At 68.7% G+C, this 24,254-nt stretch carries 35 protein-coding genes; 1 reads left to right on the forward strand and 34 read right to left on the reverse strand.

Annotation, left to right across the window (positions count from 1 at the left end; all coding sequences use genetic code 11):
- Positions 1-186: 186 nt before the first annotated feature.
- From RWM17_RS04165 to infA, 7 genes are all read right to left on the reverse strand, one after another.
- Positions 187-2,949 carry an ExeM/NucH family extracellular endonuclease gene (locus tag RWM17_RS04165; RefSeq protein ID WP_314101654.1) on the reverse strand — a complete coding sequence of 921 codons (2,763 nt, stop codon included), beginning with the start codon at positions 2,947-2,949 and terminating at the stop codon, positions 187-189.
- Between the two features lie 259 nt (positions 2,950-3,208).
- Positions 3,209-3,772 (reverse strand): 50S ribosomal protein L17, encoded by a 564-nt coding sequence (rplQ, locus tag RWM17_RS04170; RefSeq protein ID WP_314101656.1) that lies wholly within the window; start codon positions 3,770-3,772, stop codon positions 3,209-3,211.
- Between the two features lie 49 nt (positions 3,773-3,821).
- Positions 3,822-4,814: a DNA-directed RNA polymerase subunit alpha gene (locus RWM17_RS04175; protein ID WP_123547705.1), complete on the reverse strand. Its 993-nt coding sequence runs from the start codon at positions 4,812-4,814 to the stop codon at positions 3,822-3,824.
- Positions 4,815-5,002: 188 nt separating this feature from the next.
- Positions 5,003-5,401: a 30S ribosomal protein S11 gene (rpsK, locus tag RWM17_RS04180; RefSeq protein WP_055799944.1), complete on the reverse strand. Its 399-nt coding sequence runs from the start codon at positions 5,399-5,401 to the stop codon at positions 5,003-5,005.
- Positions 5,402-5,445: 44 nt separating this feature from the next.
- Positions 5,446-5,820, reverse strand: a complete 375-nt coding sequence (gene rpsM / locus RWM17_RS04185) for a 30S ribosomal protein S13 (protein ID WP_056057338.1) — start codon at positions 5,818-5,820, stop codon at positions 5,446-5,448.
- A gap of 194 nt (positions 5,821-6,014) precedes the next feature.
- Entirely contained in the window at positions 6,015-6,131 is a 117-nt protein-coding gene (gene rpmJ / locus RWM17_RS04190) for a 50S ribosomal protein L36 (protein ID WP_043593327.1), read from the reverse strand.
- A 68-nt stretch (positions 6,132-6,199) separates the two neighbouring features.
- Complete coding sequence (infA, locus tag RWM17_RS04195; RefSeq protein WP_055857193.1) at positions 6,200-6,421, reverse strand: translation initiation factor IF-1; 222 nt, start codon at positions 6,419-6,421, stop codon at positions 6,200-6,202.
- A 178-nt stretch (positions 6,422-6,599) separates the two neighbouring features.
- On the opposite strand from infA, the gene RWM17_RS04200 reads away from it, so the two are divergent.
- Positions 6,600-7,856 carry an LCP family protein gene (locus RWM17_RS04200; RefSeq protein ID WP_314101668.1) on the forward strand — a complete coding sequence of 419 codons (1,257 nt, stop codon included), beginning with the start codon at positions 6,600-6,602 and terminating at the stop codon, positions 7,854-7,856.
- 42 nt (positions 7,857-7,898) lie between these two features.
- Here RWM17_RS04200 and map read toward each other — a convergent pair whose 3' ends face one another.
- From map to tuf, 27 genes are all read right to left on the reverse strand, one after another.
- Positions 7,899-8,732, reverse strand: a complete 834-nt coding sequence (map, locus tag RWM17_RS04205; RefSeq protein WP_314101670.1) for a type I methionyl aminopeptidase — start codon at positions 8,730-8,732, stop codon at positions 7,899-7,901.
- Positions 8,733-8,737: 5 nt separating this feature from the next.
- Positions 8,738-9,358: an adenylate kinase gene (locus tag RWM17_RS04210; RefSeq protein WP_314101671.1), complete on the reverse strand. Its 621-nt coding sequence runs from the start codon at positions 9,356-9,358 to the stop codon at positions 8,738-8,740.
- Positions 9,355-10,677, reverse strand: coding sequence for a preprotein translocase subunit SecY (gene secY, locus RWM17_RS04215; protein WP_123547701.1), 1,323 nt, complete (start codon positions 10,675-10,677; stop codon positions 9,355-9,357). Before secY ends, RWM17_RS04210 begins: the two co-directional genes overlap by 4 nt.
- Before the next feature lie 69 nt (positions 10,678-10,746).
- Positions 10,747-11,373 (reverse strand): 50S ribosomal protein L15, encoded by a 627-nt coding sequence (gene rplO, locus RWM17_RS04220; RefSeq protein ID WP_314101673.1) that lies wholly within the window; start codon positions 11,371-11,373, stop codon positions 10,747-10,749.
- Complete coding sequence (gene rpmD, locus RWM17_RS04225; protein ID WP_123547699.1) at positions 11,373-11,558, reverse strand: 50S ribosomal protein L30; 186 nt, start codon at positions 11,556-11,558, stop codon at positions 11,373-11,375. The genes rplO and rpmD overlap by 1 nt, the downstream gene beginning before the upstream one ends.
- Positions 11,558-12,313, reverse strand: coding sequence for a 30S ribosomal protein S5 (rpsE, locus tag RWM17_RS04230; RefSeq protein ID WP_123547698.1), 756 nt, complete (start codon positions 12,311-12,313; stop codon positions 11,558-11,560). The genes rpmD and rpsE overlap by 1 nt, the downstream gene beginning before the upstream one ends.
- Complete coding sequence (gene rplR / locus RWM17_RS04235) at positions 12,310-12,681, reverse strand: 50S ribosomal protein L18 (RefSeq protein ID WP_123355181.1); 372 nt, start codon at positions 12,679-12,681, stop codon at positions 12,310-12,312. Before rplR ends, rpsE begins: the two co-directional genes overlap by 4 nt.
- A 2-nt stretch (positions 12,682-12,683) precedes the next feature.
- The gene (gene rplF / locus RWM17_RS04240; protein WP_123547697.1) at positions 12,684-13,220 is read right to left on the reverse strand and encodes a 50S ribosomal protein L6; all 537 of its coding nucleotides are present in this window, start codon (positions 13,218-13,220) and stop codon (positions 12,684-12,686) included.
- A gap of 6 nt (positions 13,221-13,226) precedes the next feature.
- Entirely contained in the window at positions 13,227-13,625 is a 399-nt protein-coding gene (rpsH, locus tag RWM17_RS04245; protein WP_123547696.1) for a 30S ribosomal protein S8, read from the reverse strand.
- A gap of 141 nt (positions 13,626-13,766) precedes the next feature.
- A complete protein-coding gene (gene rplE, locus RWM17_RS04250; RefSeq protein WP_123547695.1) occupies positions 13,767-14,354 on the reverse strand; it encodes a 50S ribosomal protein L5 in 588 nt (195 codons plus the stop codon).
- A complete protein-coding gene (rplX, locus tag RWM17_RS04255) occupies positions 14,354-14,713 on the reverse strand; it encodes a 50S ribosomal protein L24 (protein ID WP_123547694.1) in 360 nt (119 codons plus the stop codon). The genes rplE and rplX overlap by 1 nt, the downstream gene beginning before the upstream one ends.
- Before the next feature lie 3 nt (positions 14,714-14,716).
- On the reverse strand, positions 14,717-15,085 hold the full coding sequence (rplN, locus tag RWM17_RS04260) for a 50S ribosomal protein L14 (RefSeq protein ID WP_043593350.1): 369 nt from the start codon (positions 15,083-15,085) through the stop codon (positions 14,717-14,719).
- A 34-nt stretch (positions 15,086-15,119) separates the two neighbouring features.
- On the reverse strand, positions 15,120-15,416 hold the full coding sequence (gene rpsQ / locus RWM17_RS04265) for a 30S ribosomal protein S17 (protein ID WP_133738229.1): 297 nt from the start codon (positions 15,414-15,416) through the stop codon (positions 15,120-15,122).
- On the reverse strand, positions 15,416-15,748 hold the full coding sequence (gene rpmC / locus RWM17_RS04270; RefSeq protein ID WP_123547692.1) for a 50S ribosomal protein L29: 333 nt from the start codon (positions 15,746-15,748) through the stop codon (positions 15,416-15,418). The genes rpsQ and rpmC overlap by 1 nt, the downstream gene beginning before the upstream one ends.
- The gene (rplP, locus tag RWM17_RS04275) at positions 15,748-16,167 is read right to left on the reverse strand and encodes a 50S ribosomal protein L16 (protein WP_043593355.1); all 420 of its coding nucleotides are present in this window, start codon (positions 16,165-16,167) and stop codon (positions 15,748-15,750) included. Before rplP ends, rpmC begins: the two co-directional genes overlap by 1 nt.
- 2 nt (positions 16,168-16,169) lie before the next feature.
- The gene (gene rpsC / locus RWM17_RS04280; RefSeq protein ID WP_123547691.1) at positions 16,170-16,949 is read right to left on the reverse strand and encodes a 30S ribosomal protein S3; all 780 of its coding nucleotides are present in this window, start codon (positions 16,947-16,949) and stop codon (positions 16,170-16,172) included.
- Positions 16,949-17,341, reverse strand: a complete 393-nt coding sequence (rplV, locus tag RWM17_RS04285) for a 50S ribosomal protein L22 (protein ID WP_123547690.1) — start codon at positions 17,339-17,341, stop codon at positions 16,949-16,951. Before rplV ends, rpsC begins: the two co-directional genes overlap by 1 nt.
- Before the next feature lie 24 nt (positions 17,342-17,365).
- Positions 17,366-17,647, reverse strand: coding sequence for a 30S ribosomal protein S19 (gene rpsS / locus RWM17_RS04290; RefSeq protein ID WP_123547689.1), 282 nt, complete (start codon positions 17,645-17,647; stop codon positions 17,366-17,368).
- 12 nt (positions 17,648-17,659) lie between these two features.
- Complete coding sequence (gene rplB, locus RWM17_RS04295; protein ID WP_123547688.1) at positions 17,660-18,499, reverse strand: 50S ribosomal protein L2; 840 nt, start codon at positions 18,497-18,499, stop codon at positions 17,660-17,662.
- A 19-nt stretch (positions 18,500-18,518) separates the two neighbouring features.
- A complete protein-coding gene (rplW, locus tag RWM17_RS04300) occupies positions 18,519-18,818 on the reverse strand; it encodes a 50S ribosomal protein L23 (protein WP_123547687.1) in 300 nt (99 codons plus the stop codon).
- Complete coding sequence (rplD, locus tag RWM17_RS04305) at positions 18,815-19,477, reverse strand: 50S ribosomal protein L4 (protein ID WP_133738228.1); 663 nt, start codon at positions 19,475-19,477, stop codon at positions 18,815-18,817. Before rplD ends, rplW begins: the two co-directional genes overlap by 4 nt.
- A gap of 3 nt (positions 19,478-19,480) precedes the next feature.
- The gene (gene rplC / locus RWM17_RS04310; RefSeq protein WP_191330343.1) at positions 19,481-20,131 is read right to left on the reverse strand and encodes a 50S ribosomal protein L3; all 651 of its coding nucleotides are present in this window, start codon (positions 20,129-20,131) and stop codon (positions 19,481-19,483) included.
- A gap of 17 nt (positions 20,132-20,148) precedes the next feature.
- Positions 20,149-20,457 (reverse strand): 30S ribosomal protein S10, encoded by a 309-nt coding sequence (gene rpsJ / locus RWM17_RS04315; protein WP_043593369.1) that lies wholly within the window; start codon positions 20,455-20,457, stop codon positions 20,149-20,151.
- A 450-nt stretch (positions 20,458-20,907) separates the two neighbouring features.
- The gene (locus RWM17_RS04320; protein ID WP_314101685.1) at positions 20,908-21,738 is read right to left on the reverse strand and encodes a DarT ssDNA thymidine ADP-ribosyltransferase family protein; all 831 of its coding nucleotides are present in this window, start codon (positions 21,736-21,738) and stop codon (positions 20,908-20,910) included.
- A gap of 115 nt (positions 21,739-21,853) precedes the next feature.
- The gene (locus RWM17_RS04325; protein ID WP_314101687.1) at positions 21,854-22,828 is read right to left on the reverse strand and encodes a DNA topoisomerase IB; all 975 of its coding nucleotides are present in this window, start codon (positions 22,826-22,828) and stop codon (positions 21,854-21,856) included.
- Between the two features lie 94 nt (positions 22,829-22,922).
- The gene (locus RWM17_RS04330) at positions 22,923-23,135 is read right to left on the reverse strand and encodes an Rv0909 family putative TA system antitoxin (RefSeq protein ID WP_314101689.1); all 213 of its coding nucleotides are present in this window, start codon (positions 23,133-23,135) and stop codon (positions 22,923-22,925) included.
- A gap of 160 nt (positions 23,136-23,295) precedes the next feature.
- Positions 23,296-24,254 (reverse strand): elongation factor Tu (tuf, locus tag RWM17_RS04335; RefSeq protein WP_314101691.1); only part of this gene is annotated, 959 nt, incomplete at its 5' end.

Consider the following 24,254-nt stretch of genomic DNA (forward strand, 5'->3'; position numbering starts at 1 on the left):
AGGGCTGGGTGGGGGGGGGGGGGGGCGGGTGGGGGGGCGTGGGGCGCCAGCCGGTCATTCCTCGGGGCGTCGGCGGGGGCGCTGGCGCTCGTGCCCGTCCGCCCCTCGGGCCTCCTCGCGCAGCCGCCCCGCACGGGCCAGCTGGCTCAGCGGCTCAGCGGCTCAGCGACTCAGCGGCTCAGCGGCTCAGCGCCAGCGCCACCCGAACAGCTTCGTCAGCCACGACACCACGGCGGTGACGACGGCGACGATGACCTGCACCACGGGCGGCAGCGGGTGCGCGCCCCCGCCGTGCCCGGGATCGGTCGGGTCCGTGGGGCCCGTGCCCGGGTCCGTCGGGTCCGTCGGGTCCGTCGGGTCCGTCGGGTCGGTCGGGTCGGTCGGGTCCTCGTCGGCGACGAGGGAAAGGCCGACGTGGACGGGGTCGTGGTCGCTCGCACGGAACGGCCCCTCCTCGAACAGCGGGACGACGTTGTAGTTGTAGCGGCTGTACTCGAGCCCCACCGACTCTCCCGAGTTGATGTTCCAGATGTCCACCGCGGTGACGGCCTCGGCGGCGGCCGGCGACGCGAGCACGTGGTCGAGCGAGCCGCTGAGGCCGCCGAAGACGTAGCTGTACTCGTCGGTCTCGGTCGAGCCGAGGTCGGCGTAGCCCGCGTCGCGCAGCACCTCGATCGGGTCCTCCTGCGAGTAGGCGTTGAAGTCGCCGAGCAGGAACGCCAGGTCCGTGCCCGCCGCCGTCTGCACGCGGTCCGAGAAGGCGACGAGCGCCTCCGCCTGGTTGACGCGCGAGGCGTTGGAGGCGCCCTGGCCGTCGCCGAGGTCGGCGTCGGCACCCGATCCGCTCCCCTTCGACTTGAAGTGGTTCGCGATCGCGACGAACGTGGCGTCGTCGGAGTCGGCCGCGGCGACCGGGCGGAACGCCTGGGCGAGCGGCTGACGCGCGTTGCTGAAGGCCGGGGCGTCGGTGAGGATCGTCGACCCGCCGACCGTCTCGATCGTGCCGGCCTTGTAGATGAAGGCGAGGCGGATGACGTCCTCGTTCGACGGCACCGTCGCGGGCGAGGGGACGTAGCTCCACTCGTCGGCGCCGAGGTCGGCGTTGAGGGCGTCGACCAGGGTCGACACGGCCGCGTCGCGGTCCTGCCCGAAGCGGGCCGAGTTCTCGATCTCCTCGAGCGAGACGACGTCGGCGTCGAGGCCGTTGATCGCCGAGACGATCTTCGACTGCTGACGCTCGAAGCTGACCTGCGTGGCGGCGCCGCGGGCGTCGCAGCCGCTGTTCACGGTCAGCGGCTCTCCCGCGCGATCCCGGTAGTAGGTGCAGCCGGAGAGCTGGTCGCCCGTGGTCGGGAAGTAGTTCAGCACGTTGAAGCTGGCGATCGACACGTCGCCGCCGACGTCGACGGGGGTCGACTCGCGCACGACGCCGAACGAGGCCGGCAGCTCGGCGGCGGGGGTGTCGCCGGTCACGCGGCCCGTGGGCTGGAGCTTCCAGGTGCCGTTGCGGAAGTCGACCACGACGGGCTGGGAGAAGTCGACCGGAGCACCGACCGTGACGGGGGTCTCGGGCGAGAGCCACGGCAACGGGATCGACTGGTTGGCCGCGGTGAAGAAGTTCACGCTCGAGCCGTCGTCGAGCGTGACGGCGCGGGCGGCGTTGTCCGCGGCGACGGCTGCCGCCTCGGCGCTGCCGGGACGGCCCACCTCGGTCGGCTGCAGGAGCGGGCCGGTGCCTGCCGCCAGCGCGACCTCGCCGTACTGGTTCGTCGTGTAGACGTCGGAGACCGTGAAGTCGCCCTGCGGCGCGATGAGCATGCTCTCGAGCGACTCGCGCTCGAGGTCCGTCGTGGGCCAGGCGACGGTCGCCGCCAGGGGTGCCTCGACGGTGCTCGCGTCGAGCCGCACGAGGCCTGAGGCGTCGGCGACCGTGAGCTCGGTCAGGCCGAAGTACTCGGTGACCTCGCCGGTGAGCTCGACGTGGTCGCCCACGGAGACCGAGGAGGCGGTGGCCGAGCTGTAGACGAAGACCGCGTCGGACGCGGCGTGCGTCGCGAGGTCGAGCGCACCTCCGGTGCCCGGCGTCTGCACGACGTAGCCGTCGAGGCCGCCCGTCGGGTAGGTCGCCGTGACGACGCCGCGCGTCCGGACGACCTGCCCGGCGAAGGGGCTGGCGTCGCCCGTGCCCTGGATCTCGGCGATGGTCGCGTCGACCGCGGGCGCGGGCGGCTCGGTGGGCTCGGGGTCGGTGGGCTCCTCGGGGTCGGCGGGGGCGCCTCCTGCGCTGTTCACCGGCGTGACGACGTCGCTGACCGTGAAGTCGGCCGAGTTGTCGTCGGTGTCGACGTGGTCGGTGCGCACGAGCGAGTTCGGCACGGAGTTCGAGCCCGACGTCGCGGCGACGGCCGTCTCGGAGGTGTTGGACGTGCCGTAGCCCAGCAGGTCGACGAGGCCGTCGACTCCGACGGACGACGCGCCGACGGGGAGCGTCACCGCCGTGGGCTGGTCGGCGAGCACGAGGGTGCCCGTCGTGCCGCTGGGGTTCAGCCCGAGCACGGCGTCGGCCGCGGGCAGCGACGCCCCGGCTGTGCCGTTGCTGCCGAGCTGCACGAGGAAGCTGCCGCCCGCGGGAACGGTGCCGGCGAGGGCGCCGACCCCTGAGACGGCCGACGAGGTCGCCGCCCGGTACTGGAGCGACCAGCCCGCCAGGGGGACGGCGGCGTCGGTCGGGTTGTACAGCTCGACGAACTTGTTCGTGAAGGGCGCGTTCGCACTGCCGCCCTTCAGGTAGGCCTCGTCGATGACGAGGCCCGAGCCGTCCACGGCGGCGGTGCCGAGGGAGGGCGAGGAGGAGGCGGCTGTCGCGGGCACCAGCGGCGCGAGGCCGAGGGCGACGCCGAGACCGGTCGCGAGCGCGACCGTCCTGACGGTACGGGGTCGGGGGTGCATGACGTCCTTCGTGACGGTTCGGGCCCGCTGATCCGGCGGGACACCGTCACGCTACGGGGCCGCGAAGGCCCACAGGTTTCGAGCAGGTGAACGACACCCGTTCGGGGGACGCCGCGTGTCGGCATGATCACCTACACGACGGTCGTCGCGTAGCCGGAGGCCCGTCGCCAGCCGTCCGCCCCGCCCCGCCTCGCCTCGTCTCGACGACGGAGGGCCCGTCACCTCGCGGTGACGGGCCCTCTGCCGGTGGTGCTCGTGACTACTTGTCGTCCGACTTCGCGGCGGCGTCGGTCTCGACCTCGTCGGCGGCAGCCGTCTCGGTCTCGGCCTCGACGGGCTCGCTCTGCTCGACCGTCTCGGTCTCGTCGACGGGGGCCGCGTCGGCCTCCTCGGCGGGCACGTCCACGGGCGCGGCGGCCGGCGTGGCCTTCGAGCTCGACGACGACTTCACCTTGGGGGTGACGGGCTCGAGCACGAGCTCGATCGACACCATCGAGGCGTTGTCGCCCTTGCGGAAGCCGAGCTTCGTGATGCGGGTGTAGCCGCCCTCACGGTTCTCGACGAGCGGCGCGATCTCGGTGAAGAGGATGTGCGCGGCGTCCTTGTTGTTGCGCAGCGTCTGCATCGCACGACGACGCGACGCGAGGTCGCCCCGCTTCGCGAAGGTGACGAGGCGCTCGGCGACGGGACGGAGGCGCTTGGCCTTCGTCTCGGTCGTCTTGATGCTCTTGTGCTCGAAGAGCGATGCGGCGAGGTTCGCGAGCATCAGACGCTCGTGAGCCGGGCCGCCTCCGAGGCGGGGACCCTTGGTGGGCTTGGGCATGATCGTTGGTTCCTAGCTGTCGAAGATGGAGGGCGTCGGGAGACGAGACCTAGTTGGTCTCTTCCTCGTCGTAGCCGCTGTAGAAGTGGGCTCCGTCGAACCCGGGGACCGTGTCCTTGAGCGAGAGACCCAGCTCGACGAGCTTGTCCTTCACCTCGTCGACCGACTTCTGACCGAAGTTGCGGATGTTCATGAGCTGCGTCTCCGAGAGGGCGACGAGCTCGGACACCGTGTTGATGCCCTCGCGCTTCAGGCAGTTGTAGCTGCGCACCGACAGATCGAGATCCTCGATCGGCGTCTGCAGTTCGCTGGAGAGGACGGCGTCGACCGGCGCGGGGCCGATCTCGATGCCCTCGGCAGCGGTGTTGAGCTCGCGTGCCAGGCCGAACAGCTCGGTCAGCGTGCGACCGGCCGACGCGATGGCGTCGCGCGGCGTGATCGCCGGCTTCGTCTCGACGTCGACGACGAGACGGTCGAAGTCGGTGCGCTCACCAGCACGGGTCGCCTCGACGCGGTAGGTGACCTTGAGGACGGGCGAGTAGATCGAGTCGATCGGGATCTGACCGGCCTCGCTGAACTCGGCGCGGTTCTGCACGGCCGAGACGTAGCCACGGCCACGCTCGATCGTCAGCTCGAGCTCGAACTTCGCCTTGTCGTTGAGCGTGGCGATGACGAGCTCGGGGTTGTGGATCTCGACGCCGGCCGGAGCCGAGATGTCGGCGGCCGTGACCTGGCCGGCGCCCTGCTTGCGCAGGTAAGCCGTGATGGGCTCGTCGTGCTCGCTCGAGACGACGAGCTGCTTGATGTTGAGGATGACCTCGGTCACGTCCTCCTTCACGCCCGGGACGGTCGTGAACTCGTGCAGCACGCCGTCGATGCGGATGCTGGTGACGGCCGCGCCGGGGATCGACGACAGGAGCGTGCGACGCAGCGAGTTGCCGAGGGTGTAGCCGAAGCCGGGCTCGAGGGGCTCGATCGCGAAACGCGAGCGGAACTCCGAGATGTTCTCCTCGGTGAGGGTGGGGCGCTGTGCAATGAGCACTGTGGGTTCCTTTCGGCGGAGAGTCCGCTATATGACTCTCGGCGGTACGACAGGGTGGCTGGCCCGTCGGTCTCTTGAGTTGTGGGCGCCCCGTGCGAGGAACGCAGGAGGCGGTGGTGACGCGGTCGAGCCCGCCGCGCCTCCTCGCCCCACGAGGGGAAGAGGAGGCACGACGGGCGGCAACTCAGTTAGACGCGACGACGCTTCGGCGGGCGGCAGCCGTTGTGCGCCTGCGGGGTGACGTCGTTGATCGAGCCGACCTCGAGGCCTGCGGCCTGGAGCGAGCGGATCGCGGTCTCGCGACCCGAGCCCGGGCCCTTGACGAAGACGTCGACCTTCTTGACGCCGTGCTCCTGCGCCTGACGCGCAGCCGACTCGGCCGCGAGCTGCGCGGCGAACGGGGTCGACTTGCGCGAGCCCTTGAAGCCGACGGCGCCGGACGAAGCCCAGCTCAGCACGGCACCCGAGGGATCGGTGATCGACACGATGGTGTTGTTGAACGTGCTCTTGATGTGGGCCTGGCCCACGGCGACGTTCTTCTTCTCTTTGCGGCGGGGCTTGCGCGCGGCCGACTTCGGTGCTGCCATTTTGATCTCCTACGAACCTAGAGGCGTACGGCGGGAGCCGGGGCCTAGCGAGCCTTCTTCTTGCCGGCGACGGTGCGCTTCGGGCCCTTGCGGGTACGCGCGTTCGTCTTGGTGCGCTGGCCGCGCACAGGCAGGCCGCGGCGGTGGCGGATGCCCTCGTAGCTGCCGATCTCGACCTTGCGGCGGATGTCGGCGGCGACCTCACGGCGGAGGTCTCCCTCTACCTTGAAGTTGCCCTCGATGTGGTCGCGGAGCAGGACGAGCTGGTCGTCCGTGAGGTCCTTGACGCGGATGTTGCCGTCGATCTCGGTCTCGGCGAGAGTCTTGAGCGCGCGGGTGCGGCCGACTCCGTAGATGTAGGTCAGTGCGACTTCGACGCGCTTGTCACGCGGGATGTCAACGCCTGCTAGACGTGCCATGGTGGCTTCTCCTCAGAGAGTGGTGGAGGTGTGACGCAGCACCGGTGCCCGGGCCTCCGCCCGGGGTGTCCCCCGTCGGCCGCCGCGCGGGGCGACGTGTCGACGAGTTCTGGTGCTGCTCGTGGGGTGGTGCTGTGGGGCTCGAGAGCCCCGGCTGCTGCTGACCGCTGTCGCGGTCGGAGCATGGCCGCTTACTAGCCCTGACGCTGCTTGTGACGCGGGTTGCTCTTGCAGATGACCATGACGTTGCCCTTGCGGCGGATCACCTTGCAGTGCTCGCAGATGGGCTTGACGCTGGGGTTGACCTTCATCGTTGTTTCCTTGATCTCGCTGGCTTCGTGCCCCGCGGGTGCGCGGGGCCGTTCCTTTCCAGCACGCCCTACTTGTAGCGGTAGACGATCCGGCCGCGGGTCAGGTCGTAGGGGCTCAGCTCGACGATCACACGGTCTTCGGGGAGGATGCGGATGTAGTGCTGACGCATCTTTCCCGAGATGTGGGCGAGAACCTTGTGACCGTTGGTCAGCTCGACGCGGAACATCGCGTTGGGCAGAGCTTCGATCACAGCTCCTTCGATTTCGATGACACCGTCTTTTTTGGCCATGGACTCACAGTCGCTCAGAGTTGGGGGTGTTGGTCGTGCGGGCAGTCGGCGCCCCGGGCACACAGATGTGGCCTGGGAACACCAAAGATCGATCCTAGGTGATGCCGCTACACTTCAGCAACCCGCCCGTCGACCCGACACGCCGAGTCGACGACGAGACGCCGACCAGGAGCTCCGCATGCCCCAGCAGACACGCACGCCCGGCCGCCGAGGCGCCGCCCGTCACGGTCGCCTCCGACCGCGAGGGCCGTTCCGGGCCCTGGTGACCCTCGTGGCCAGCGCACTGGCCGTGCTGCTCGTGAGCGGCGCCTCCCTGGCCGCCATCACCGCCCAGCAGCTCACCTCTTCGGTGACGTCGGTCGCCCTGGACAACGAGACGGCCGCCCCGGAGGAGATCTCGGCCATCCCCGGCGGCGCGAACATCCTCCTGATCGGCAGCGACCAGCGTGACCCCGGCAGCGCGGTGGACGCCGGCGTGGTCGACGGGGTGCGGAACGACGTCAACATCCTCGTGCACCTGTCCGAGGACCAGACCCAGCTCACGGCCGTGAGCTTCCCGCGCGACCTGATGATCGACCGCCCCGCGTGCACCGGCGACGACGGGGCAGCGCATCCGGCCGCCTCGTACCAGCAGTTCAACACCCTCTACGGCGACGGGGGCATCAGCTGCACGGTCGCCGCCGTCGAGAGCATGACGGGGCTCAGCGTCTACTACGCGGGCATGATCACCTTCGACGGCGTCATCGAGATGTCGAACGCCCTGGGCGGGGTCGACGTCTGCGTGACGCAGCGGATCCGCGACACCGACACCGGGCTCGACCTCTCGGCCGGCACCCACTCCCTGCAGGGCAAGGACGCCCTCGAGTTCCTCCGGACGCGCCACGGCGTCGGCGACGGGAGCGACCTCGCCCGCATCAGCTCGCAGCAGGTGTTCCTGTCGTCGATGATGCGCACGATCATCTCGGGCGGCACCCTCGGGAGCCCGACGACCCTCTACAAGCTGGCCTCGGCGGCGCTCGGCAACATGACGCTCTCGTCGTCCCTGAGCTCGCCCGACACGTTGGTCTCGCTCGCGCTCGCGCTGAGGAACCTGACCCCGGCCGACATCGTGTTCGTGCAGTACCCGGTGGTGGACGACCCCGACCAGGCCGGTCGGGTGGTCCCCGCCGAGTCGGACGCCGGGGTGCTGGAGACGGCCCTGCAGACGGACCAGAAGTTCACCCTCGGCGACCAGTCCGAGGGTCGCGGATCCACCGTGGACGAGTCGGCCGTGCCCGCTCCGGAGACGCCGGCGCCGGCCGCGACGACCGGACCGGCAGCGCCCGAGACCACAGCGCCGGTCGAGCCGGCACCGGTGACCACCACGCTGCCGTCGACCATCACCGGCCAGACCGCCGCCGAGGCCACCTGCTCGGTCGGTTCGTCCCGGGGCTGACGCGCCCGGCCGCGCCCCCCGGAGCTGGCGCGCCGCAGCGGGTCAGGCGATCGGGACGGGCACGACCCCGAGAGCGGCCAGTCCCGCCGCTCCCCCGTCGTGCGCGGTCGTCACCCAGATGCCGCCGGCGTGGACGGCGACCGAGTGCTCCCAGTGGGCCGCGTCCGAGCCGTCGACGGTGGCGACCGTCCAGTCGTCGTCGCGGGTGACCGTGTCCGCACGGCCGAGGGTGACCATCGGCTCGATGGCCACGACGAGCCCGGGGCGCACCGCGGGACCGCGGCCCCGTACCCGGTAGTTAAAGACGGGGGGCTCCTCGTGCATCGACCTGCCGATCCCGTGGCCCGTGTAGTCCTCGACGATGCCGAAGTCCCCACGGGACTCCACGTGGTCCTCGACGGCGTCGCCGACCTCGTTGAGGCCCCGCGCACCGGCCAGGGCTGCGATGCCGCGCCAGAGCGCCTCCTCGGTCACCTCGGCGAGGAACCGGCGATCGGCCACGATCTCGGGACGGTCAGGATCGTCGAGCACGAAGGTGCGGGCGCTGTCGCCGTTCCAGCCGTCGACCTCGGCGCCGCAGTCGACGGAGACGAGGTCGCCGGCCCGCAGCACGCGATCACCGGGGATCCCGTGGACGACCTCGTCGTTCACGGAAGCGCAGATCGTGTGCCGGTAGCCCGGCACGAGCATGAAGTTGGGCACGCCGCCGCCTTCGCGGATCGTGCGCTCTGCCACGGCGTCGAGGTCGCCGGTGGTGACCCCGGGTCGGATGACGGCAGCGACGGCGTCCAGCGCCTCCGCAGTCAGGACGCCAGGGCGCACCATGAGCCGGAGCTCGTCGGGGCTCTTGTAGATCCCGGGTCTGCGGAGCGCCACGTCGTTCAGGAGGCGGAGGCGGTGGGCCGGAAACCGGCGCTCACGAGAGCGCCGTCGATGCGCGTGGCGACCTCGTCGATGGTGCCGAGCCCGTCGACCTCGACGAGCAGGCCGCGGTCGCGGTACGTCTCGATCAGAGGAGCGGTCTCGCGGAGGTAGACGTCCTGTCGGTGGCGGATCGCCTCCTCCGTGTCGTCGGAGCGCCCCTGGTCGAGAGCGCGTCGGCGAAGGCGCTCGACGATCTCGTCACGGTCGGCGACGAGCTGCACGACGGCGGCGAGGGCCTCGCCGCGTCCCGCGAGGAACTCGTCGAGGAACTCGACCTGCTGCACGGTGCGCGGGTAGCCGTCGAGCAGGAACCCCTGCTCGGCGTCCGCCTCGGCCAGGCGGTCGCTGATGAGTTCGTTGGTCAGGCTGTCCGGGACGTAGTCGCCCGCGTCGAGGATCGCCTTGACCTTGAGGCCGAGATCGGTCTCGCCTGCGACGTTGGCCCGGAAGATGTCGCCCGTCGAGATCGCGGGGATGCCGAACGACTCGGCGATGCGCACCGCCTGGGTGCCCTTGCCCGCGCCGGGCGGACCGACGATCAGGAGGCGCGGTGCCGGGATCGACTGTGCACTGGTCATCGGAGGAGCCCCTCGTAGTGCCGCTGCTGGAGCTGCGAGTCGATCTGCTTGACCGTCTCGAGGCCGACTCCGACGATGATCAGGATGCTCGCGCCGCCGAAGGGGAAGTTCTGGTTGGCGCCGACGGTGGCGAGGGCGATCAGCGGGATGAGCGCCACGATGCCGAGGTACAGGGAGCCGGGCAGGGTGACCCGGGTCAGGACGTAGTCGAGGTACTCGGCCGTCGGACGGCCCGCACGGATGCCGGGGATGAACCCGCCGTACTTCTTCATGTTGTCCGCGACCTCTTCGGGGTTGAAGGTGATCGCGACGTAGAAGTAGGTGAACCCGACGATGAGCGCGAAGTACACGGCCATGTAGAGCGGGTTGTCGCCCGAGGTGAGGTTCGCTTCGACCCACGAGACCCACGCCGCGGGGGCGGTGCCGTCGGTCGGCCGGTTGAACTGGGCGACCAGGGCCGGCAGGTACAGCAGCGACGAGGCGAAGATGACGGGCACGACGCCGGCCATGTTGACCTTGATCGGGATGTACGTGTTGTTGCCCCCGTAGGTCCGCCTGCCGACCATGCGCTTGGCGTACTGCACGGGCACTCGTCGCTGCGACTGCTCGACGAAGACGACGGCGGCCATGATGACCAGCCCGACTGCGATGACCATGAGGAAGATCTCGAAGCCACGGGCCTGGGCGATGCTCCACAGGGCGGTGGGGAAGCGGGCCGCGATCGACGTGAAGATGAGGAGCGACATGCCGTTGCCGATGCCGCGCTCGGTGATGAGCTCGCCCATCCACATGATGAGGCCGGTGCCGGCGGTCATGGTGATGACCATGAGGAGCACGGCGTACCAGGCGTCGTTCGTGATGAGCTGCTGGCACTCCGCGGCCCCGGAGCCCGCGAAGAGCGTGCCGGAGCGGGCGACGGTGATGAGGGTGGTCGACTGCAGGATGCCCAGCGCGATGGTGAGGTACCGCGTGTACTGGGTCAGCTTGGCCTGGCCGGACTGGCCCTCCTTGTAGAGGGTGTCGAAGTGGGGGATCACCACGCGCAGCAGCTGCACGATGATCGACGACGTGATGTAGGGCATGATGCCCAGCGCGAACACGGACAGCTGCAGCAGTGCGCCGCCGCTGAAGAGGTTCACGAGCTCGTAGAGGCCCGACGTGCCCTGGCTGCCGGCGAGGCAGAGCTGCACGTTCTGGTAGTCCACGAACGGAGCAGGGATGAAGGACCCCAGCCGGAAGAGCGCGATGATGCCGAGCGTGAACCCGATCTTGCGGCGAAGGTCGGGCGTGCGCATGATGCGCGCGACAGCTCTGAACATGGTGGGCCTCCCGGTGTGAAGGATAGACGACTGAAGGGGGTGGCCCTGACGGACCACCCCCTCAGGGCATTACTTGGTGACGGATCCGCCCGCGGCGACGATCTTCTCTTCGGCAGAGCCGGAGACCTTGTCGACCGTGACGGTCAGCGCGACGCTGAGGTCGCCCTGGCCGAGGACCTTGACCTTCTCGTTCTTGCGGACGGCGCCCTTGGCGACCAGGTCGACGATGGTGACGTCGCCTCCCTGGGGGTAGAGCTCGCCGAGCTTCTCGAGGTTCACGACCTGGTACTCGACGCGGAACGGGTTCTTGAACCCGCGCAGCTTCGGAGTACGCATGTGCAGCGGCATCTGTCCGCCCTCGAAGCCGACCTTGACCTGGTACCGGGCCTTCTGGCCCTTGGTGCCACGTCCGGCCGTCTTGCCCTTCGAGCCCTCACCGCGTCCGACGCGGGTCTTCGCCTTCTTGGCACCGGGAGCCGGGCGGAGGTGGTGCACCTTGAGCACCTGCGGACGCGCGACGTCCGACGAGCCGGCCGGGGCCGACTTCGTGCTGGACGCCGTCGACGCGGCAGCCTTGTCGGCAGCCGGCTTCTTGGCGGCGGCCTTGGGGGCAGCAGCCTTGGTGGTCGTCGCCTTGGGGGCGGCGGCCTTCTTGGGAGCGGCCTTCGCGGCCGGCTCCTTCTTCTCGTCAGCCATTAGTCAATCTCCTCGACCTTCACGAGGTGAGCGACCACGTTGACGTAGCCACGGTTCTGCTTGGTGTCCTCGCGAACGACCGAGTGGCCGATGCGCTTGAGGCCCAGGCTCCGCAGCGTGTCACGCTGGTTCTGCTTCTCGCTGATTACGGACTTGATCTGGGTCACCTTGAGGTTGGCGGCCATCAGGCACCTGCCTTCTCGGTCGCGGCGGTGCGCGCTGCGTCCTCTGCACGCTGCAGGAACGCCGGCATCACCTGGTCGATGTCGAGGCCACGACGGGCCGCGACGGCACGAGGCTCCTCGAGGAGCTTCAGCGCCGTGACGGTCGCGTGCACGATGTTGATCGTGTTGGACGAACCGAGCGACTTGCTGAGCACGTCGTGGATGCCGGCGCACTCGAGCACGGCGCGGACGGGACCACCGGCGATGACACCGGTACCGGCCGAGGCCGGACGCAGCATCACGACGCCGGCAGCAGCCTCGCCCTGCACGGGGTGCGGGATGGTGTTGCCGATGCGGGGAACGCGGAAGAAGTTCTTCTTCGCCTCCTCGACGCCCTTGCTGATGGCGGTCGGGACCTCGCGGGCCTTGCCGTAGCCGACGCCGACGAGTCCGTTGCCGTCGCCGACGACGACGAGCGCCGTGAAGCTGAAGCGACGACCGCCCTTGACGACCTTGGACACGCGGTTGATGGTGACGACGCGCTCCAGGAACTGGCTCTTGTCGTCACGGTCGCCGCGGCCACGGCCGCCGGCGTTGCGGTCTCCGCGGCCCTGACCGCCGCGACGGTCGGTGCGACCGCCTTCGCGGTTGTTGGACTCCGAGCCGGCAGCCGTCTCGACGGGGCGCTCGACGACGGCCTCGGCGGGAGCCTTCGCGGCCTCCGTCGTCGCCTCGGCCGGGGCCTCGGGGGGAGTGGTGTTCGTAGCGTCGCTCACAGGTTCAAACCAGCCTCTCGGGCGCCTTCGGCGATGGCCGCGACGCGTCCGGCGTACTTGTTGCCGCCGCGATCGAACACGACGGCCTCGATGCCCGCGGCCTTCGCACGCTCGGCGACGAGCGCGCCGACCTTGCGGGACTTAGCGGTCTTGTCACCGTCGAACGTGCGCATGTCGGCCTCGAGGGTCGAGGCGCTGGCGACGGTGAAGCCCTTGCTGTCGTCGACGACCTGCACGAAGACGTGACGGGCCGAGCGGGTGACGACGAGACGGGGGCGCTCTTCGGTGCCCACGACCTTCTTGCGCAGGCGGGTGTGACGGCGCTTGGTGGCTGCCGACTTGGACTTTCCTCGTGTACCGAGACCCATGATTACTTACCTGACTTTCCGGCCTTGCGGCGGACGACCTCGCCGGCGTAGCGGACACCCTTGCCCTTGTAGGGCTCGGGCTTGCGCAGCTTGCGGATGTTGGCGGCGACTTCGCCGACGGCCTGCTTGTCGATGCCGACGACCGTGAGCTTGTTGTTGCCCTCGACCGTGAAGCTGATGCCCGCGGGCGGCTCGACGGTGATGGGGTGCGAGTAGCCGAGCGCGAACTCGACGTTCGAGCCCTTCGCCTGCACGCGGTAACCGGTGCCGACGACCTCGAGGCCCTTGGTGTAGCCCTGGGTCACGCCGATGATCTGGTTGGCGATGAGGGTACGGGTCAGACCGTGCAGGGCACGCGACTCACGCTCGTCGTCGGGACGCGTCACGACGACGGTGCCCTCTTCGAGCTTGGCTTCGATGGGGCTCTTGACGACGAGCGCGAGCTCGCCCTTCGGGCCCTTGACCGAGACGGCCTGGCCGTCGATCTTCACGTCGACCCCGGCAGGGATCGAGATGGGGAGTCTTCCGATTCGAGACATGGCGGGTTACCACACGTAGGCGAGGACTTCTCCGCCTACGCCCTTCTTCTCGGCCTCACGGTCGGTCAGCAGACCGGAGGAGGTGGACAGGATCGCCACGCCGAGGCCGCCGAAGACCTGGGGGATCTCGGTCGACTTCGCGTACACCCGGAGACCGGGCTTGGAGACGCGCTTGATGCCCACGATGGAGCGCTGGCGGTCGGGGCCGTACTTGAGGTCGATGGTGAGGGTCTGGCCCACACGGGCGTCCTCGACCTTCCACGACTCGATGAAGCCCTCACGCTTGAGGATCTCAGCGATGTGGGACTTGAGCTTGCTGCTGGGGAGCGAGACGGTCTCGTGGTGAGCCGAGTTCGCGTTGCGCAGTCTGGTCAGCAGGTCTGCGACCGGATCTGTCATCGTCATGCGGTTGATCTCTTCCTCATCCGGTTTCGACATCCGGTACACCGGGTGCCGACCTCGATGATCGGGCGGTCACGGAGCGATTCTCCGTGACCTCAGGGGAACGGCCGGCAACTCCGATGAGGAGTTGCCGACCGGACGATCTTAGTTGGCCTGGTCGGCCGTGCGGAACGGGAAGCCGAGAGCCTTGAGCAGAGCCCGGCCCTCGTCGTCGTTACGGGCCGTGGTGACGACGGTGATGTCGAAGCCACGGACACGGTCGATGCGGTCCTGGTCGATCTCGTGGAACATGCTCTGCTCATTGAGGCCGAAGGTGTAGTTGCCGTTGCCGTCGAACTGGCGGTCGCTGAGACCACGGAAGTCGCGGATGCGGGGCAGCGCCAGCGACAGCAGACGGTCCAGGAACTCCCAGGCACGGTCGCCACGCAGCGTGACGTGAGCGCCGATGGCCTGGCCCTCACGCAGCTTGAACTGCGCGATCGACTTGCGGGCCTTGGTGACCTGCGGCTTCTGACCCGTGATGGCGGTCAGGTCCTTGATGGCGCCGTCCATGATCTTGCTGTCGCGAGCTGCCTCGCCGACACCGGTGTTCACGACGATCTTGACCAGGCCGGGGACCTGGTGGACGTTCGTGAACCCGAAGTCGCTCTTCAGCTGCGGCAGGATCTCGGCGCGGTACTTCGCCTTGAGGCGGGGCAGCGCGGCCGGCGTGCTCGTGGTGGTGTCAGTCATCAGAGGTTCTCTCCCGACGCCTTGGCGTAGCGGACGCGGACGGTCTTGGTGACGCCGTTCTTCGTGACCGTCTCTTCGCGGAAGCCGACGCGGGTCGGCTTCTTGGTCTTGGGGTCGACGATGGCGACGTTCGAGACGTGGAGGGGGGCCTCGTGCGTCTCGATGCCACCGGTCTTGGTGCCGCGCTGCGTCTGGCCGACGCGCACGTGCTTCGTGACCAGGTTGATGCCCTCGACCACGACGCGGTTGCGCTCGACGAGGACCTCGAGGACCTTGCCCTGCTTGCCGCGGTCGCCGCCGCGGGCCTGGGTCGCCCCGGTGATGACCTGCACGAGGTCACCCTTCTTGATGTTTGCCATGACTTAGATAACCTCCGGCGCCAGCGAGATGATCTTCATGAACTTCTTGTCGCGAAGCTCGCGACCGACCGGTCCGAAGATGCGCGTGCCACGGGGGTCGCCATCGGCCTTCAGGATCACTGCGGCGTTCTCGTCGAACTTGATGTAGGAGCCGTCCGGACGACGGACCTCCTTCTTGGTGCGAACGATGACGGCCTTGACGACGTCACCCTTCTTGACGTTGCCGCCGGGGATCGCGTCCTTGACGGTCGCCACGATCACGTCACCGAGTCCGGCGTAACGACGGCCGGAGCCACCGAGGACGCGGATGGTGAGGATCTCCTTGGCGCCGGTGTTGTCGGCGATCTTGAGGCGGGATTCCTGCTGAATCACTTCTGTCTCCTTCTACGCGAGCAGACCGCGAGGCCTACTTCGCCCTCTCGAGGATCTCGACCAGGCGCCAGCGCTTGGTGGCGCTGAGCGGACGGGTCTCGCTGATCACGACGAGGTCGCCGACGCCGGCCGCGTTGGCCTCGTCGTGGACCTTCACCTTGGAGGTGCGGCGGATGACCTTGCCGTACAGGGGGTGCTTCACGCGGTCCTCGACCTCGACGACGATGGTCTTGTCCATCTTGTCGCTGGTCACGTAGCCGCGACGGGTCTTGCGGTAGCCGCGGACCTCGACGGCTGCCGAGTCGACCTCGGTCTTGTTCTCGGTGGCCATTACTTCTCCTCGGCAGTCTCGACGGTGTCGGCGGCGGGCGCCTCGTCGGCGGCGGCAGCCTTCTTGGTCGACTTCTTGGTCGCCTTGGGGGCGGCCTCGACCGGGGCGGGGGTGGCACGGATGCCGAGCTCGCGCTCACGCAGGACCGTGTAGATGCGAGCGATGTCGCGCTTCACGGCACGCACGCGGCCGTGGTTCTCGAGCTGGCCGGTGGCCGACTGGAAGCGCAGGTTGAACAGCTCTTCCTTGGCCTTCTTCAGCTCGTCGACGAGACGCTCGTCTTCGAATGTGTCGAGCTCGACAGGACGGAGCTCCTTGGAACCGATCGCCATTATGCGTCGCCCTCCTCGCGCTTGATGATGCGTGCCTTGAGGGGCAGCTTGTGGATTGCACGAGTGAGCGCCTCCTTGGCGATCTCCTCGCTGACGCCGCTGAGCTCGAAGAGCACGCGACCCGGCTTGACGTTGGCGACCCACCACTCGGGCGAGCCCTTGCCGGAACCCATGCGGGTCTCGGCGGGCTTCTTCGTGAGGGGACGGTCGGGGTAGATGTTGATCCAGACCTTGCCGCCACGCTTGATGTGACGCGTCATCGCGATACGAGCGGACTCGATCTGACGGTTGGTCACGTAAGCGGGCGTGAGTGCCTGGATGCCGTACTCACCGAAGCTGACCTTGGTGCCACCAGTGGCCTGGCCGCTACGGCCGGGGTGGTGCTGCTTGCGGTGCTTGACACGACGGGGGATAAGCATGGTTACGCCTCAGCTCCTGTGGTGGCGGGTGCCTTCTGCTCGCGGGGGGCGCGGTCGCTGCCCCCGCGACGTGCACCGTCACGGTCGTTGCGGCGCTCGGGGCGAGACGACTTCTGGTTCGCCTGCTCGCGCGCGAGCTCCTTGTTGGTGATGTCGCCCTTGTAGATCCAGACCTTGACACCGATGCGACCGAAGGTGGTCTTGGCCTCGTAGAAGCCGTAGTCGATGTTGGCGCGGAGGGTGTGCAGGGGCACGCGGCCCTCGCGGTAGAACTCCGAGCGGCTCATCTCGGCGCCGCCGAGGCGACCCGAGACCTGGATCCGGACGCCCTTGGCGCCGGCGCGCTGGGCGCCCTGGAGGCCCTTGCGCATCGCACGACGGAACGCCACACGAGCAGCGAGCTGCTCGGCGATGCCCTGCGCGACGAGCTGAGCCTCGGCCTCGGGGTTCTTGACCTCGAGGATGTTCAGCTGGATCTGCTTGCTCGTGAGCTTCTCGAGGTCGCCGCGGATGCGCTCGGCCTCGGCGCCGCGACGCCCGATCACGATGCCCGGACGGGCCGTGTGGATGTCGACGCGGACGCGGTCACGGGTGCGCTCGATCTCGATCTTGGCCACGCCGGCGCGGTCGAGCGAGGTCTTGAGCAGCGTGCGGATCTTGATGTCCTCGGCGACGTAGTCGCTGTAGCGCTGACCGGCCTTGGTGCTGTCGGTGAACCACCGCGACACGTGGTCGGTGGTGATGCCCAGACGGAAGCCGTACGGGTTGACTTTCTGGCCCATTACTTGCTCGCCTTCTTCGTAGCAGCGGCAGCCTCGACCTCATCCGGCGTCGCGAGGACGATCGTGATGTGGCTGGTGCGCTTCAGGATCTGGAAGGCACGCCCCTGGGCACGCGGCTGGAACCGCTTGAGGGTCGCGCCCTGGTCGACGAATGCACGGCTCACGTAGAGGTCCTGCTCGTCCAGGTAGCTGTTGTCCTTGTCCGCCTTGACACGTGCGTTGGCCATGGCCGACGCGACGAGCTTGTAGACGGGCTCGCTGGCGCCCTGGGGCGCGAACTTCAGGATGGCCAGGGCCTCGAGGGCCTGCTTGCCGCGGATCAGGTTGACGACGCGACGGGCCTTCATGGGGGTGACGCGGATGTGACGCACGCGTGCGATCGACTCCACCATTTCTCTCCTCCTTACGTCGCCGCGTTAGCGGCGACGACCCTTCTTGTCGTCCTTCACGTGGCCGCGGAAGGTGCGGGTGGGCGCGAACTCGCCGAGCTTGTGGCCGATCATGCTCTCGGTCACGAACACGGGGATGTGCTTGCGCCCGTCGTGCACGGCGATGGTGTGTCCCAGCATGTTGGGGACGATCATCGATCGGCGCGACCAGGTCTTGATGACGTTCTTGGTGTTGGCCTCGTTCTGCGTGACGACCTTGCGAAGCAGGTGGTCATCGACGAAGGGGCCCTTCTTAAGACTGCGTGGCATCTTCTACAACTCCTACTTACGCTTCTTGCCAGCGTTACGACGGCGGACGATGAGCTTGTCGCTCTCCTTGTTGGGGTGGCGCGTGCGGCCCTCTTTCTGGCCCCACGGGCTGACCGGGTGGCGTCCACCGGAGGTCTTGCCCTCACCACCACCGTGCGGGTGGTCGACGGGGTTCATGGCGACACCACGGACGGTCGGGCGGACGCCCTTCCAGCGCATGCGGCCGGCCTTGCCCCAGTTGATGTTCGACTGCTCGGCGTTGCCGACCTCGCCGATGGTGGCGCGGCAGCGTGCGTCGACGTTGCGGACCTCGCCCGACGGCAGGCGGAGCTGCGCGTAGGGGCCGTCCTTGGCGACGAGACGCACCGAGGCACCAGCAGAGCGGGCCATCTTCGCGCCGCCGCCGGGCTTGAGCTCGATCGCGTGGATGATGGTTCCGACCGGGATGTTCTTGAGCGGCAGGTTGTTGCCGGGCTTGATGTCAGCGCCGGGACCCGACTCGACGATGTCGCCCTGCGACAGCTTGTTCGGCGCGATGATGTAGCGCTTCGAGCCGTCGACGAAGTGCAGGAGCGCGATGCGCGCCGTGCGGTTGGGGTCGTACTCGATGTGAGCGACCTTGGCGTTGACGCCGTCCTTGTCGTTGCGACGGAAGTCGATCACGCGGTACTGGCGCTTGTGGCCACCACCGATGTGACGCGTCGTGATCCGACCGGCGTTGTTGCGGCCGCCGCTCTTGGAGAGCGGACGGAGCAGCGACTTCTCGGGGGTGGAACGCGTGATCTCCGCGAAGTCGGCGACCGACGAACCGCGACGACCAGGAGTCGTGGGCTTGTACTTACGAATAGCCATTTTGTTTTCCCTCCGGGCCCTAGCCGACAGCCGTGAAGATGTCGATGGAGCCCGACTTGAGCGTCACGATGGCGCGCTTGGTGTCCTTGCGCTTGCCGGTGCCGAAGCGGGTGCGACGGGTCTTGCCGACGCGGTTCAACGTGTTGATGCTGTCGACCTTGACGTCGAAGATCTTCTCGATCGCGAGCTTGATCTCGGTCTTGTTCGACCGCGGGTCGACGATGAAGGTGTACTTGCCCTGATCGATCAGGGAGTAGCTCTTCTCGGAGACGACGGGCGCGATGATGACGTCGCGGGGGTCCTTGCCGTAGCCGCTCATGCGGTGGCCTCCTTCTTGCTCTTCGAGGCGACGAAGCCGTCGAAGGCGCTCTTCGTGAAGACGATGTCGTCGCTGACGAGGACGTCGTAGGCGTTGAGCTGGTCGAACGTGATCACGTGGACCGTGGGCACGTTGTTGACGCTCTTGCGGGTGAGCGCGTCGTCGCGGTCGATGACGACCAGGACGTGCTTGCTCGACGAGATCGTCGACAGCAGCTCGAGTGCGACCTTGGTCGACACCGTGTCGGCGACGAAGCCCTCGACGACGTGCACGCGAGCACCGCGGGCACGGTCGGACAGAGCGCCGAGCAGAGCGGCGGCGATCATCTTCTTGGGGGTGCGCTGCGAGTAGTCACGCGGCTGCGGACCGTGGACGATGCCACCGCCGGTCATCTGGGGAGCACGGATCGAGCCCTGACGAGCGCGGCCGGTGCCCTTCTGCTTGAACGGCTTGCGGCCGGCGCCGGAGACCTCGCCGCGACGCTTGGTCTTGTGCGTGCCCTGGCGAGCGGCTGCCTGCTGGGCGACGACGACCTGGTGGATGAGCGGCACGTTCGTGACGACGTCGAAGATCTCGCCGGGCAGCTCGACCGTGCTGGTCTTCACGCCCTTGGCGTCGAGGACGTCCACCGAGGTGGCCGTTGCGTTGATGGTGGCCATGAGCTACTTCCCCTTCACGGCGGTGCGGACGAAGACGATGCGGCCACGAGCGCCGGGGACGGCGCCCTTGACGAGCAGCAGACCCTTCTCGGCGTCGACGGCGTGCACCGTGAGGTTGAGGATGGTGACGCGGTCCCCACCCATGCGACCGGCCATGCGCATGCCCTTGAAGACACGGCTGGGGGTCGACGAAGCACCGATCGAGCCGGGCTTGCGGTGGTTGCGGTGCGCACCGTGCGAGGCGCTGACGCCCTTGAAGTTGTGACGCTTCATGACACCGGCGAAGCCCTTGCCCTTGGAGGTGCCGACGACGTCGACCTTCTGGCCGGCCTCGAAGGTCGCGGCCGTGAGCTCCTGGCCGAGTGCGTACTCGGCGGCGTCGGCGGTGCGGACCTCGGTGAGGTGACGGCGGGGCGTGACGCCCGCGGCGTCGAAGTGGCCCGTGGCGGGCTTGTTCGACTTGCGGGGGTCGATGGGGCCGGCGGCGATCTGGACGGCGCTGTAGCCGTCCTTCTCGAGCGAGCGGATCTGGGTCACGACGTTGGGAGCGATCTCCACGACGGTGACGGGGACGAGCTTGTTGTTCTCGTCCCAGACCTGGGTCATGCCGAGCTTCTTGCCCAGGAGGCCCTTGACGTTCTTGGTGCTGCTGATGGTCATGGTCGCCTCCCCTAGAGCTTGATCTCGATGTTGACGTCGGCCGGGAGGTCGAGGCGCATGAGCGAGTCGACTGCCTTGGGCGTCGGGTCGACGATGTCGATGAGGCGCTTGTGCGTGCGCTTCTCGAAGTGCTCGCGCGAGTCCTTGTACTTGTGGGGCGAACGGATCACGACGACCACGTTCTTCTCGGTCGGCAGCGGCACGGGGCCGACCACCGTGGCGCCCGCGCGGGTGACCGTGTCGACGATCTTTCGCGCGGAGGTGTCGATGACCTCGTGGTCGTACGACTTCAGCCGGATGCGGATCTTCTGTCCCGCCATGTGTGACTCTCTCTCGTTCGGACGTCGCGCACCTCGGGGGCCGCCTGACGCTGTTCGCTGGGCGAACATCTGGCTCTACACGATCTCCGAGGGCTGTCGCCCTCGCGTACCGCTGTTCTGGTGTCAAGCCATCTCGGGAACGATGCGGGCGGCCGTTCGACGGTTTCCGCGCGAGAGGACCTCGGGGAGGTCATCATCGTGTCCACCGTCGCTCAGAGCTCGGCCCTGGCGGTGTTCCTGTGTGAGATGTGTCCTGCTACCCGCGGCCCAGACGTCTTGCGCCTGTGCACTGCCTGGCAGTGATCCGGCACTCGCGCACGGCGAGCTCGGAATGTTGAACTAGACGATTTTGCCACACCTGGGCACAAGCTGCAACCCGGGCGTGTCGCGGATGTCGGCCGCGTTCTCGAGGGGGCCGTACGGGCCCCCTCGACTCATCTTCAGGCCGCCTCAGGCCGTCTCGGCGGGGCGGAACCACGGCGGGTAGACCGCCACACGAGGGGCCGCGCCCCCGGCCTCGACCAGCAGCTGCTTGACCCGGTCGCGCATCTTGTCGTTCGGGACGCCGATCAGCATCACGGAGTCGAGCGGGACGGCGTGCGGGACGAGCACCTCGGGCTCGAGCAGGTCGGGGTCGGCGAGCGAGAAGCGGCGCACCATCGAGGAGGCGGCGTCGACGCCGGCCGCCGAGCGGACCCCCTGCACGGCGGCGTCGCGCTCGGTGACGACGAAGTCGTCCTCCAGCGCGGTCACGGGCACGACGAGCATGACGAAGTCGGTGGCCTTGGCGCTGCGGGCGGCGTCGGACCACTCGTAGCCCTCGGCGCCCGAGCGGAGGACCTCCCACGCGGAGGCGTGCGGCGAGAGGGAGAAGGGCACGTGCGCGGCCACGGCGGCACCGGAGGCGGTCGTCACGGAGGCGCGGAGGGCACGCGTCGCCTCGGAGCTCACGTCGAGGACGGGGGCCGCCTCGGCGGCGGGGACGAGCTCGCCGGCGGCGAACACGGCCGGCAGGTTGCTCACGTGGGTCCAGTGGTAGACGCGCTGCGCCTCGAACGCGGGCGCGACGCGAGCGGCGGACTGCGCCGCCACGGCCACGGCGGCGGAGTCACGGGCCAGGGCCGGCGTGCTGCGCAGCGACTCGGGCTTGCGCGAGGGCGCGCGGCGCTTGGTGACCAGCGTCCGTGCCTGCCCGTCAGCGTCGAGCAGGGGCTCCCGCTTGCGCGGTGCGCAGATGTCGCACAGCTCTCGCTCGAAACCGTGGATGCACTCGTCAGTCACTGCAGTTGGTCCTCTCGAGCGCCCGACTCGAACGGACGCAACCCTCTACGGTACGTCATGGGGCCACCCGCTCGCGACCGCCCGTGGGACGGCGGGGCGCCTCCTCGTCCCCGGGTCATCGGAAGAGCAGCGACCGCACCTCGGACTCCGCCGACCCCAGGCGGCCGGGATCGATGGTCTCGCCGTGCAGGTAGGCGTCGACGAGACGGGGGTCGACGTACGACGAGCGGGCGACGGACGGGGTGTTGCCGAGGACGTCGGCCGCGTCGCGCATGGCCTGCGACACCGCAGCCTTGCGCTTGCCGGCTCCCGCCTGTGGGCCCGTCCTCGCGAGGCTGACCGCGGCGGCGACCGTGCCGTGCAGGGTGCGGAAGTCCTTGGCCGTGAAGTCGTCCCCGGCGCGGAGCTTCACGTACTCGTTGATCTCGGAGGCGTGCAGGGGTCGCCAGGGCGAGCCCGCCTCGGGACGCCAGGCGAGCAGCCGCGACCGTCCGCCGCGCTGCTTGTACCCGCGCACCACCGTCGCGAGGTCGGGGTCGCGGATCTGGGAGTCCCAGTCCTGGCCGCTCTTGCCCGGGAAGGCGAGCGAGACCACGTCGCCGGACACCTTGGCGTGAGCGCACAGCAACGTGGAGAGGCCGTGGCTGCCGTGCTGCTCGGCGTACCGCTCCGACCCGACCCGAAGGGAGCCGGTGTCGAGCATGCGGAACGCTGCGGCGAGGGCTCGGTCGCGCACCGGCTCGTCGAGGCGCAGGTCGCGGGTCACGAGGCGTCGCGCCGCGGGGAGGGACTCGGCCAGGGCGAGGGCGCGGTCGAACTTGAGACGGTCCTTCTGCTCACGCCAGGTCGGGTGGTAGATGTACTGGCGCCGCCCGGCGCCGTCGACGCCCGTCGCCTGGATGTGCCCGTTGGCGTAGGGGGCGATCCAGACGTCCGTCCAGGCAGGCGGGATGCCGAGGTGCTCGCACCGCTCACGGAGCTCAGGATCGGTCACGGTGGAGCCGTCCGCGTGACGGTACGAGAAACCGGCGCCGCTCGGGACACGGGTGAGGCCCGGGGAGCTCGAGTTCGTCCTTCGGAGGCGCGGCATCCGTCGATCGAACCACCGTGGGCCTGGTCCGCGGTGGGCCGGGGTACAGGCGACGCCCCGTCCCGAGGGAACGAGGCGTCGCGCATCGACGGGGCTACTGGTCGCCGATCCTCTTGTCGGCCTGCTCCTTCGCCTGGGCGATCTTGTCGCTGTGCTTGCCCCCGGTTGCCTTGTCGGCAGCACCGGCGACGGCGTCGAGGATCTTGTCGCTGACGCCCTCGGCCTTCTCGCTCTTCAGGGCGTCCTGGACCTTGCCGTCCTTCAGGAACTGCTGGGCCTTCTTGGTGATGTCGTCGAAGCCTGCCATGGTTCGCCTCCTCTGGCCGGCGTCTCCGGCTCGCGACCACTCTGCCGCGAAAGAGCGATCGACGCACGCTTTCGTTCCTCCCCGGGACACGACGAGAGGGGCCGAGCCCTTCCGGGCCCGACCCCTCTCGGGTGTTCAGGTGGTGCTGGTGCGACTGGTGCTACTTGATGATCTTGACGACCGTGCCGGCACCGACCGTGCGGCCACCCTCGCGGATGGCGAAGCGCAGGCCCTCTTCCATGGCGATGGGCTGGATCAGCTGGACGGTGATCTCAGTCGTGTCGCCGGGCATGACCATCTCGGTGCCCTCGGGCAGTGTGATGACACCCGTGACGTCGGTGGTGCGGAAGTAGAACTGCGGGCGGTAGTTCGCGTAGAACGGGTTGTGACGGCCGCCCTCGTCCTTCGAGAGGATGTAGACGTTCGCCTCGAACTCGGTGTGGGGCGTGATCGAGCCGGGCTTGACCACGACCTGGCCGCGCTCGACGTCCTCGCGCTTGGTGCCGCGGAGGAGGAGTCCGACGTTCTCACCGGCGCGCGCGTCGTCGAGGGTCTTGCGGAACATCTCGATGGCGGTGACGGTCGTCTTGGACGACTTCTCCTTGATGCCGACGATCTCGACCTCGTCGTTCGGCTTCAGGATGCCGCGCTCGACACGACCGGTGATGACGGTTCCACGACCGGTGATCGTGAAGACGTCCTCGACGGGCATGAGGAAGGGCTGGTCCGTGGCACGGACGGGCTCGGGGACGTTCTCGTCGACCTGGTCCATCAGGTCGGCGACCGTGGCGGCCCACTTCTCGTCGCCCTCGAGGGCCTTGAGAGCGGAGACCTGAACGACGGGGGCGTTGTCGCCGTCGAAGTCCTGGCTGGAGAGGAGCTCGCGCACCTCGATCTCGACGAGCTCGAGGATCTCCTCGTCGTCGACCATGTCGGACTTGTTGAGGGCCACGACGATGTAGGGCACGCCGACCTGGCGGGCGAGCAGGACGTGCTCACGCGTCTGGGGCATCGGACCGTCGGTGGCGGCGACCACGAGGATCGCGCCGTCCATCTGAGCCGCGCCGGTGATCATGTTCTTGATGTAGTCGGCGTGACCGGGAGCGTCGACGTGAGCGT

Source organism: uncultured Frigoribacterium sp., assembly GCF_963515265.1.
Classification (GTDB): Bacteria; Actinomycetota; Actinomycetes; order Actinomycetales; family Microbacteriaceae; genus Frigoribacterium.

Coding starts and splice junctions, on each gene's coding strand:
- RWM17_RS04165 (WP_314101654.1), bottom strand. CDS start 2,949: ATGCACCCCCGACCCCGTACCGTCAGGACGGTCGCGCTCGCGACCGGT.
- rplQ (WP_314101656.1), bottom strand. CDS start 3,772: ATGCCCAAGCCCACCAAGGGTCCCCGCCTCGGAGGCGGCCCGGCTCAC.
- rpsK (WP_055799944.1), bottom strand. CDS start 5,401: ATGGCAGCACCGAAGTCGGCCGCGCGCAAGCCCCGCCGCAAAGAGAAG.
- rpsM (WP_056057338.1), bottom strand. CDS start 5,820: ATGGCACGTCTAGCAGGCGTTGACATCCCGCGTGACAAGCGCGTCGAA.
- rpmJ (WP_043593327.1), bottom strand. CDS start 6,131: ATGAAGGTCAACCCCAGCGTCAAGCCCATCTGCGAGCACTGCAAGGTG.
- infA (WP_055857193.1), bottom strand. CDS start 6,421: ATGGCCAAAAAAGACGGTGTCATCGAAATCGAAGGAGCTGTGATCGAA.
- RWM17_RS04200 (WP_314101668.1), top strand. CDS start 6,600: ATGCCCCAGCAGACACGCACGCCCGGCCGCCGAGGCGCCGCCCGTCAC.
- RWM17_RS04210 (WP_314101671.1), bottom strand. CDS start 9,358: ATGACCAGTGCACAGTCGATCCCGGCACCGCGCCTCCTGATCGTCGGT.
- secY (WP_123547701.1), bottom strand. CDS start 10,677: ATGTTCAGAGCTGTCGCGCGCATCATGCGCACGCCCGACCTTCGCCGC.
- rplO (WP_314101673.1), bottom strand. CDS start 11,373: ATGGCTGACGAGAAGAAGGAGCCGGCCGCGAAGGCCGCTCCCAAGAAG.
- rpmD (WP_123547699.1), bottom strand. CDS start 11,558: ATGGCCGCCAACCTCAAGGTGACCCAGATCAAGTCCGTAATCAGCGAG.
- rplR (WP_123355181.1), bottom strand. CDS start 12,681: ATGGGTCTCGGTACACGAGGAAAGTCCAAGTCGGCAGCCACCAAGCGC.
- rplF (WP_123547697.1), bottom strand. CDS start 13,220: ATGTCTCGAATCGGAAGACTCCCCATCTCGATCCCTGCCGGGGTCGAC.
- rpsH (WP_123547696.1), bottom strand. CDS start 13,625: ATGACGATGACAGATCCGGTCGCAGACCTGCTGACCAGACTGCGCAAC.
- rplE (WP_123547695.1), bottom strand. CDS start 14,354: ATGACTGACACCACCACGAGCACGCCGGCCGCGCTGCCCCGCCTCAAG.
- rplX (WP_123547694.1), bottom strand. CDS start 14,713: ATGGCAAACATCAAGAAGGGTGACCTCGTGCAGGTCATCACCGGGGCG.
- rpsQ (WP_133738229.1), bottom strand. CDS start 15,416: ATGGCCACCGAGAACAAGACCGAGGTCGACTCGGCAGCCGTCGAGGTC.
- rpmC (WP_123547692.1), bottom strand. CDS start 15,748: ATGGCGATCGGTTCCAAGGAGCTCCGTCCTGTCGAGCTCGACACATTC.
- rplP (WP_043593355.1), bottom strand. CDS start 16,167: ATGCTTATCCCCCGTCGTGTCAAGCACCGCAAGCAGCACCACCCCGGC.
- rpsC (WP_123547691.1), bottom strand. CDS start 16,949: ATGGGCCAGAAAGTCAACCCGTACGGCTTCCGTCTGGGCATCACCACC.
- rplV (WP_123547690.1), bottom strand. CDS start 17,341: ATGGTGGAGTCGATCGCACGCGTGCGTCACATCCGCGTCACCCCCATG.
- rpsS (WP_123547689.1), bottom strand. CDS start 17,647: ATGCCACGCAGTCTTAAGAAGGGCCCCTTCGTCGATGACCACCTGCTT.
- rplB (WP_123547688.1), bottom strand. CDS start 18,499: ATGGCTATTCGTAAGTACAAGCCCACGACTCCTGGTCGTCGCGGTTCG.
- rplW (WP_123547687.1), bottom strand. CDS start 18,818: ATGAGCGGCTACGGCAAGGACCCCCGCGACGTCATCATCGCGCCCGTC.
- rplD (WP_133738228.1), bottom strand. CDS start 19,477: ATGGCCACCATCAACGCAACGGCCACCTCGGTGGACGTCCTCGACGCC.
- rpsJ (WP_043593369.1), bottom strand. CDS start 20,457: ATGGCGGGACAGAAGATCCGCATCCGGCTGAAGTCGTACGACCACGAG.
- RWM17_RS04325 (WP_314101687.1), bottom strand. CDS start 22,828: ATGCCGCGCCTCCGAAGGACGAACTCGAGCTCCCCGGGCCTCACCCGT.
- RWM17_RS04330 (WP_314101689.1), bottom strand. CDS start 23,135: ATGGCAGGCTTCGACGACATCACCAAGAAGGCCCAGCAGTTCCTGAAG.